Below are 8,726 nucleotides of genomic sequence, written 5' to 3'. Positions count from 1 at the left end.
GCCACTCCGTGGTTTCGACCGTATCGAGATCTTCTCTTGTCTCCAGACTCATAGAGGTCTCTCCGAATGACGATAAAGGGTAAGCCTCACAGCCTGAAGGTGAGCACCGTTCAGGCTGGAGAAAAGCAGTACAGCTAACGCAGTGCAACTTAAGCTGCGCAACTAGGCGCGTGAGAAGAAAAGGGGGGTAACGTTACTCCGCCGCTTCTGCACGCATATGCAGGCGGAACCGAGCAATCTGAATGATTTGCTGAATGGCAGTTTGGCGTTCGGTCGCAGCATCGTTTTCAAGGCGTTTTTCGAACGCTTCGAGAATAGCGTGTCGATCAAGCCCTTTAACGGCGATAACGAAGGGGAAGCCGAATTTATCTTGGTAAGCCTGATTCATGCGCTGGAAGCGCTCAAACTCTGCAGCGCTGCATTGGTCTAGCCCTGCACCCGCTTGTTCACGCGTGGAATCCTGGGTTAATTCGCCTGCCAAGGCTGCTTTACCAGCGAGGTCCGGGTGAGCACGGATAACCGCAATTTGTTGATTAATATCAGCGCTCTGAAGTACTGCACCCATGCTATCTGCTAATACATCTGCATCATCATGTTGAGTGGTAAGGCCCTGCTCCCAGGCAGTTTCAGCCACCCAAGGCGAGTGTTCAAAAATGTCGCCGTAGTGGGTAAGAAAAGCCTCTAAATCAAGGCTGCTGGGGCGGGCTGAATTTAAAATTCGCGGCATTGTATTCTCCAGTTGTATTGTTTTGTCTTTCTTATTGTATACAAGAAATATATCTAAATGTACTCTAAAAAGAGCCGTTTTCGCAAGAAAAACGGTCCTTAATGCCAGCAGCAGGGACTGCGGCGTTAAAAATGCTTCTAACAACAAAATCAAACAAAAGAGGTTTTTGCATGTTGAAGAGAAATCGAGCAATGGTCAGCTATGTAACTTTGGCTGCTCTATTTGGCACGATGTCGGTTGGGGCCCAGGCGGCAACCTGGAGCGATACCTTTGTGGGGTATCGCTACGGCACACAGTTTACCGAGCCTAATAATCCTGAAAATGTGGAGAAGCACATTCTCCAGCTCACCCATGTAAGTGGTTACTCACTGGGTCAAAACTTTTTCAACCTAGACGTTCTGCAGTCCAGCAGTGCGGACCCCGCCAATAACAGCGATACAGGCGCAACGGAAGCCTATCTGGCATACCGCCATCAACTACATGCGGGGAGTGTATTTGGGGAGCCGATGGCTTTTGGGCCTGTTCGGGATATGGCGCTGACCTTTGGGTTTGATCTCAACACGAAAAATACCGGCTTTGCGCCTCGTAAGCGCCAGCTTGTGGTGGGGCCAACGTTCAAGTTTGATGTGCCACGCGGATTTGTGGATCTCAGCCTATTTTATAGCCGGGAGTGGAACCACTGTGGCTTGCCTCCCTGTGGGCTACCGGAAAACCAGAACAGTCTCTCTTTTGATCCTTACTACCAAATCAATTTGGCCTGGGGATTGCCGTTTGAAGCAGCAGCGTTGCCGCTAAAATTTCAAGGCTTCTATAGCTATAACGGTGCGAAAGGAGATGACTACTTTGGCGATCTGACGAAGCCTGAACAGTTAATGCGTACCTCGCTGATGCTGGATGTTGGGCAGGTCGCCTGGGGGGCTGAAAACTCACTATGGGTGGGTGTTGGTTATGAATATTGGCGCAATAAATTTGGCAATCATGGTAAGCCCGGCGTGGATACCGATGCTATGACACTTAATCTTGAGTGGCACTTCTGATGATTATCGATATTACCTAAAAACATAGCGTAGCAGCGCTATGTCGAATGTTTTAATTCAAGTTTTTATAGTGCTTGAGTTTATTTATAATACTTGGATTTATTTTATTTATAGTAAGCAGCTGGGGGCTATACGCCCCCAGTGTGATTTATATGAAAGTTATCTTTTAGGTTTTATCTAAAATTATACCTTTAAAACCTCTTAAGGGATTAATTACTGAACTGGGTGATATGCTCTACAAAGCGCCTAACCTTGGCTAGCTCACCCAAGTGCTCGGGGTACACCAGGTAATAAGCACTTTCGCTTAAAAGCTTATGTGGCCAGGCAAGTGTTAGCCGTTCTGCAGCGAGCTCTTCGTCCACTATAAAGTGGGGCACTAACGCTACACCACCGCCCGCCATTGCTGTTCGCACCAGCATCGTAAAGGTCTCAAAGCGAGTGCCATGATAGCTACGGTCAGTGGTGATTTTTTGGCCAGCAAACCAGTGGTGCCACGCATCTGGGCGGGTTGAGAGGTGAAGCAAGGGTAGCTGTGCTAAATCATCCACCGTGTGAATGGGATGCTGAGCTAGCAAAGTAGGGGAGACAACCGCCACCATCTCTTCATCAAAGAGCTTATGGCATGCAAGGCTCGGCCAACTGCCGTGGCCATAAAAAAACGCAATATCGATATTTTGCTGCTCAAGATCGAAGTCTTTTACCCGATCATGAAACTCTAAGCTAATGCCTGGGTTAGCGGATAAAAAAGAGGGTAGTTTATCGGCCAGCCAGCGGCTGCCGAAGCTTGGCAAGGTGGCGATCTTGAGCACCTCGCTATTACCGCTAAAGGTCATAATAGTATGGGCTGACATCTCAATTTGGGTGAGTACTTTGCGTACATCACTAAGGAAGATGGCGCCTTCAGGGGTAAGTATCAGGCTTCGCCGTACACGACGAAAAAGCTTGTGCTGCAGCAGTGTTTCAAGATGGGCGACCTGCTTACTCACCGCACTTTGTGTCAGGCTTAATTCATCGGCTGCCCGAGTGAAACTCATATGCCTCGCTGCTGCTTCAAAGCACTGCATTGCCGCCGTTGAGGGAAGGTTACGAGATGCCAAACAAAGTGCTCCTGCTGACTAACAAACCGCCCCGGCGGTTAATCACCGGGGCGATAGAGTACCAAAAATAATGACCGGTTAAGCGAGTGATTGCGCCTCCTGAAATGCATTAGGGCGGCGAGACTGTAGCCATCCGATAATAGCCATCGCTAGCAAGCCTAAGCTGCTCGTCACCAGCTCGGGAACCACCATGGCAAGCCCGGCTACGAACAGTACCAGCCGCTCCCAGAAGAGGGAATCGCGCACAAAGTAGCCTAATAGTGCGCTACTCACCCCCATAATACCGACCAGCGAAAAGAATAACGCGCTGATAAGGCCTGGTAACGTAGGATCAACGAGTACCAGCATGGGATTATAGATGAAGGCGTAGGGAATAATAAATGCGCCAATCGCCAGCTTGACCGCGGTGAAGCCGGTTTTCATTGGGTTGGCACGTGCAATCCCAGCCCCAGCAAAAGCGGCAAGACACACCGGGGGAGTTATATCGGCAATGATGCCGAAATAGAACACAAAGAGGTGTACCGCCATGGGCGGAAGACCAAATTCGTTGATTAGCGCGGGTGCTGCAATGGTGGCCGTAACAACATAGTTCGCTGTTGTCGGTAGCCCCATGCCAAGTACGATACATGCCACCATCGTAAATAGCAGTGCGAGTATTAGGACGCCATCAGCCAGGCTAATGATGCCGGCTGCAAACTTTGACCCCATCCCGGTCATACCTACGACACCAGCAATGATACCTGCACAGGCCACAGCCGCAATAACGGGTAGCGCTACTCGGGCGCCTTTCTCAAAAATATCCAGTATGCCAAGTAGTGATGGGCGTGTTTCTTTGCGTACTAAACTAACCGCAAATGCGCAGGCAATACCGAGTAATGCAGCTCGCTGGGCGGTAAACCCAATGCTAATGGTGGTCACGATGACCAGCAAAGGCAGCAGCATATAGCCTTTTGAAAGCATGAGCTTACGTTTACTGGGTAACTGATCCTTGGGTAGCCCCAGAATGCGGTGCCGTTTAGCTTCGAAGTGGACCCCAATAAAGATACTGGCGAAGTAGAGTATGGCGGGGATCAGTGCTGAGAACATAATTTCCCGGTAAGAAACGCCCACATATTCGACCATGATAAAGGCCGCTGCACCCATTAAAGGAGGCATGATCTGGCCGCCAGTTGATGCAGAGGCTTCAACTGCTCCTGCGACTTCTGGCTTAAAGCGTGCGTTTTTCATCATCGGAATGGTGAAGGAGCCCGAAGCTACCGTGTTGCCTATTGAGCTACCTGAAATCATTCCTTGTAGAGAGCTAGCCATAACGGCTGCTTTTCCAGCCCCTCCGGTAAAACGGCCCGTTACAGCAAAAGCCAAGTCGTTAAAGAAACGCCCTACACCGGTGTGCATTAACACCACACCAAAAAACAGGAATAAGAAAATAAAGCGAGCGGATATTTGTAGCGGTGTACCAAATACACCACTTTCTCTAAACCACAGGTAGGGGGAGACCTGATCAAAAGAAAAGCCCGCGTGAGAAAGCAAAGGGCTCGGTATTAGGTTACCAAACAGCGCATATGAAATGGCCAGAGCTGCCATAATAACGATTGGCATTCCAACTGTACGCCGGGTCGCTTCGAGTACACACAATACCCCAATCGCTGCGATTGCAAGATCAAAGCTTGAGTAACCCGTTATGCGGGCGCGCAGAACTTCTTCATAAAATAGAATCTTATAGTAGGCAGCAAACGTTCCCGTAAAGGCCAGCACAATGTCGTACCAAGGGACGCCTTGCCGATAGCCAGCCTTAGGTGAGGCAGGGAATAGAATGAATATCATCCCCAGTGCCATTCCTAAATGAACAGCGCCCTGTTGCTGAGAGGGGAGAGTGCCGAAATAAGCGGTATAAAGGTGAAAGCAAGTAAGCGACACGCCCATTAGGGTAATAAGCCAAGCCCATTTACCTAACTGTGGCGTTGAGCGTACTTGAGATTCTCGGTCATACTTTTCTAAAAGAGCCGCTTCGTCAGGTGTTTTTTTTTATCCACGATTAAACCTCATGTATATATCGCCGCTGGCTAAACCAGCGGCGAAAAATGGATAATTATTTAGCTAGGTCACTTAAGCTATTAATGTTGGAGCGTTCGCGAGTAACGACTTGAATCACTTCAGGGTAGATATGGCCAATAAACGCGACGTTACCAATCTCCATCCCGTCAAACTCGCCGCGCCCTGCTACAGCATCCTGAGCGGGGGCATGAACAGTCATACCTAGATCCAGGTTGTTATCACGAATGCTTACCAGGTTCTCGATAGAGGCACCTGTTTCAATATTGGTGAAGTTCTGGTCATCCAGATAACGGTTCCAAATAGTGGCCATTTCACCACCGAGAGGGTAGTAAGTGCCCCCTTGGCTGCCAGTGCCTAAAACAAACTCTCTTTTAGAGGTGATATCGCCAAGCTCAGCGACGGGGTTTGCAACGCTAAGCCCTTGCTCTTCGTAATAACGCTTAGCACCAGGGTGAATGGGCAAGCCTTCCGAGCCATTAAGCGCGTTCTCAAGCGTTATGAATGCCGACTGGGAGTGGGTGTTCTCTTCGGCATGCTCGTGCATTAAGCGTGCCAGCTCATACCCCAACTGCTCGTCAATGGTATTGGTGTTGCCAACTAAAATGGCATACGCCGTAATCGTATTAACGTCTTCATCCTGGAAGGCATAGCTATTAGCTGGAATGGTAAAACGCTGGTAGGCGCTATTGCTTTCAATATAGTCAATAGCATCATCGCTTAAGCTAATCAGGCGTACGTCGCCACTAGAGGCTTGCAAGTTTTCGATGCTACCTGAAGGTAGACCAAGGATGCCGATAGAGATATCGATGTTGCCATCCTGAACCCCATCCAGCGCTGCGCCAAACCCTTCCTGGTACGTATTGTACTTATCGCTACCGATACCATAGGCATCAAAAAGCAATTGGGAGACGCTCTGCGTTGTACTAGCAGGCGGGCCAATGGCGATGTTGGGTTTGCTTTCACTGCCACAGCCTGCAAGCAAAAGCGCAGCGCCAAAGCCACAAAGAGCTTTAGAGGGGAGGTGTTTCATGGTAACTCCTGCAAATCAAAATCTTTATAGTAGGTTTGGGCAGTTCAGTTTTCGCAACCAGGCCGTCTGGGGTTGGCAAAAATGTAGCGAAAAGGTAGCTGGCTATTGTTCACGTATACAGCACATCAGACAAAAGAAATTAAGTTGTATACGCATTCCATTTGCTCATGCTTTTCGAGCTGGAATTAAGATCACGCATGATTTTTAAGTTTATTTACGCGTTGTAGTTTGGCTATGCAATCCTGTAAGACTCGCTAGCGTCTGCCCCCTCTGTGTTAGCGCTTGATTTACTATGCATTCCTGATAGGCATATGTTCGGCTGTTTTTTTCGTTTGTGATCTATAGGGTGAACTTGCTTTGATATGGGACTTATCAGGCATTTTCAGGAGAGCTCACGACGATGGACCTTCCCCACGTCAGCAGTGCATTAGGGATCTTACATCCGGTCTGTATTACCAAAGGGCGTAATGCGGAGGTATGGGATGAAGCGGGAAAACGCTATATCGACTTTATTGGTGGTATTGGTGTGCTTAATTTAGGCCACAGCCACCCAGCGATTGTTGAGGCTGTAAAGGCTCAGGTCGAAACCCTAATGCATTCGGCTTTCAATGCGCTGCCTCACCGTGGCTACCTATCTGTTGTTGAGCGGTTAGATAAGTTTGTCCCTGTTTCTTACCCACTTGCCTGCATGCTGACGAACAGTGGTGCGGAAGCAACAGAAAATGCCCTGAAAGTCGCCCGTGGGGTCACCGGGCGGCAAGCTGTTATCGCCTTTGACGATGCTTTCCATGGGCGTACGCTGGCAGCCCTCAACTTGAACGGCAAAGTTAAGCCCTACAAAGCAGGGTTAGGGGCGCTGCCGGGGCCGGTTTATCACGTTCCGTTTCCTAGCCAGGATAGTGGTATTTCTGCAGAGCAGTCGCTTGCGGCGTTTGAACGCATTTTTGAGGTAGAGATTGCACCCAGTGAAGTGGCTTGTGTCATTGTTGAGCCTATTCAGGGGGAGGGGGGCTTTCGCTTGTTATGCCCCCAGTTTGCTAAAGCGCTACGTGCACTCTGTGACCAGCACGGCATATTGTTGATTTGTGATGAAATTCAGTCGGGTTTTGGGCGAACTGGTCAGCGTTTTGGTTTCAGCCATCTAGGCATTGAACCCGATCTCATGCTGTTAGGGAAAAGTATTGCCGCAGGCCTACCTCTCGCCGCCTTGGTAGGGCGTAAAGAGTTAATGGATGCGTTACCGAAAGGAGCGCTGGGAGGCACTTATTCAGGTAATGCGGTGGCCTGTGCAGCAGCATTGGCGGTGATGGACATCATGCAAGATGATGCGCTAAGCGCATGGGCAAGTGAGCAAGAAACGGCGATTGTTAGGGCTTACCAGAACTGGAAAGCAAGTGAGCATTTCCCTATGTTGGGTGCTTTAACAGGTGTTGGCGCTATGCGAGGTATCGTGTTTGAAGATACCGAAAATGCGACAGGTGCAGAGCACTTGGCCAATCTGTTAGCTGCCGGTCGCGATGCAGGTGTTTTATTAATGCCCAGTGGCCGGAAACGTAATGTCTTACGTTTATTACCACCCTTAACCACTGAGCCAGAAGTGATGGCGGAGGGGCTCGGCCTACTAGAGCAAGCGTTGGAGACGCTGCAGGCATGATTGCAAAGGTTGGCGAGGTTGCTGAAGAAAGGGCATATGCTGTGTTTCTTGAAGCGCTACGCGCCCGTGGCTTTGAGGGCGAGATTGCCCCCGATTACGCCAACCGCACCGTGCTGGCGACGGATAACTCCATTTACCAGCGACTGCCACAAGCCGCCGTGTTTCCTAAACATGCCGATGACCTGGAGCGCCTGGCCAAACTGGCGGCGGAATTGCCCCACCGCGATATCGTGTTAACACCCCGCGGTGGCGGCACTGGCACTAATGGCCAGTCGCTAACCGATGGGATCGTGGTGGATGTGTCCCGCCATATGAACCAGATCCTTGAGATCGATGTGGAGGCACGGCGGGTGCGCGTTCAGGCGGGCGTGGTGAAGGATCAATTGAACTCCGCCTTAAAGCCCTATGGCTTGTTTTTCGCTCCGGAACTCTCAACGTCTAACCGTGCCACCATTGGGGGCATGATCGCCACCGACGCCAGTGGCCAAGGCAGCTGTGAGTACGGAAAAACCCGTGACCATGTGCTGGCGCTGGATACCATCTTACTCGGTGGACAACACCTGCACAGCCGCCCACTGAGTGCTGAGGAGGAGCAGCAGGCCGTTGCCCAGGCAGGCATTCTTGGGCGCGTACATACCACTGCTGCCACCATTATCGATCAACAGCGCGAGCTGATCGAGGCGACGTTCCCACCGCTTAACCGCTGCCTGACGGGCTACGACTTGGCCCACCTGCGGGAAGCAGACGGTCAGTTGAACTTAAATAGCCTGCTGTGTGGTTCGGAAGGTTCGTTAGGCTTTTTGAATGAAGCCGTCCTTAATGTGCTGCCGATTCCTAAGCACGCCACCCTGGTGAATGTGCGCTACCCCAGTTTTATGGATGCGCTGCGCGATGCTAAAGCGCTCATGACCGCTAGCGCTAGTCCCACCTCCATTGAAACCATCGACGACACCGTGCTGCAGTTGGCCATGGAGGACTTTGTCTGGGACAGCGTGGCGGCGTTCTTCCCCGCCACCGATAGCACGCCGATTCGTGGCATTAACTTGATCGAGTTTAATGACGATGATCCTGAGCGCTTGGCGGAACGGGTACAGGCGTTCACTGACCATTTGAGCCAAGACGCTAC

The 8,726-nt window shown here is 50.6% G+C and carries 7 protein-coding genes; 3 read left to right on the top strand and 4 right to left on the bottom strand.

Annotated elements, in window-relative coordinates:
• Nucleotides 1-193: 193 nt before the first annotated feature.
• Nucleotides 194-727, bottom strand: a complete 534-nt coding sequence (uraD, locus tag CPA45_RS22325; protein WP_096655507.1) for a 2-oxo-4-hydroxy-4-carboxy-5-ureidoimidazoline decarboxylase — start codon at nucleotides 725-727, stop codon at nucleotides 194-196.
• A 170-nt stretch (nucleotides 728-897) separates the two neighbouring features.
• Here uraD and CPA45_RS22320 point away from each other — a divergent pair, with 170 nt between their 5' ends.
• Nucleotides 898-1,764 (top strand): hypothetical protein, encoded by an 867-nt coding sequence (locus CPA45_RS22320; protein ID WP_096655505.1) that lies wholly within the window; start codon nucleotides 898-900, stop codon nucleotides 1,762-1,764.
• A 209-nt stretch (nucleotides 1,765-1,973) separates the two neighbouring features.
• Here the strand turns inward: CPA45_RS22320 and CPA45_RS22315 are convergent, their stop codons facing one another.
• The 3 genes from CPA45_RS22315 to CPA45_RS22305 all read right to left on the bottom strand — a co-directional run bounded on the left by CPA45_RS22315 (nucleotide 1,974) and on the right by CPA45_RS22305 (nucleotide 5,946).
• Complete coding sequence (locus CPA45_RS22315; RefSeq protein WP_096655503.1) at nucleotides 1,974-2,861, bottom strand: LysR substrate-binding domain-containing protein; 888 nt, start codon at nucleotides 2,859-2,861, stop codon at nucleotides 1,974-1,976.
• Between the two features lie 78 nt (nucleotides 2,862-2,939).
• Entirely contained in the window at nucleotides 2,940-4,793 is a 1,854-nt protein-coding gene (locus tag CPA45_RS22310) for a TRAP transporter permease (RefSeq protein WP_279628836.1), read from the bottom strand.
• Between the two features lie 157 nt (nucleotides 4,794-4,950).
• Nucleotides 4,951-5,946, bottom strand: a complete 996-nt coding sequence (locus tag CPA45_RS22305) for a TAXI family TRAP transporter solute-binding subunit (protein WP_096655499.1) — start codon at nucleotides 5,944-5,946, stop codon at nucleotides 4,951-4,953.
• A gap of 400 nt (nucleotides 5,947-6,346) precedes the next feature.
• On the opposite strand from CPA45_RS22305, the gene CPA45_RS22300 reads away from it, so the two are divergent.
• Together CPA45_RS22300 and CPA45_RS22295 are read left to right on the top strand one after the other, a co-directional pair.
• A complete protein-coding gene (locus tag CPA45_RS22300; protein WP_096655497.1) occupies nucleotides 6,347-7,600 on the top strand; it encodes a 2-aminoadipate transaminase in 1,254 nt (417 codons plus the stop codon).
• A partial coding sequence (locus CPA45_RS22295; RefSeq protein ID WP_133066817.1) for an FAD-binding oxidoreductase occupies nucleotides 7,597-8,726 on the top strand: 1,130 nt, incomplete at its 3' end. The genes CPA45_RS22300 and CPA45_RS22295, both read left to right, overlap by 4 nt.

The organism is Vreelandella nigrificans (assembly GCF_002374315.1).
In the GTDB taxonomy this organism is placed as follows: Bacteria; Pseudomonadota; Gammaproteobacteria; order Pseudomonadales; family Halomonadaceae; genus Vreelandella; species Vreelandella nigrificans.
The sequence above is the reverse complement of the archived record's forward strand: the minus strand, read 5'-3'. Positions and strand labels throughout refer to the sequence as shown.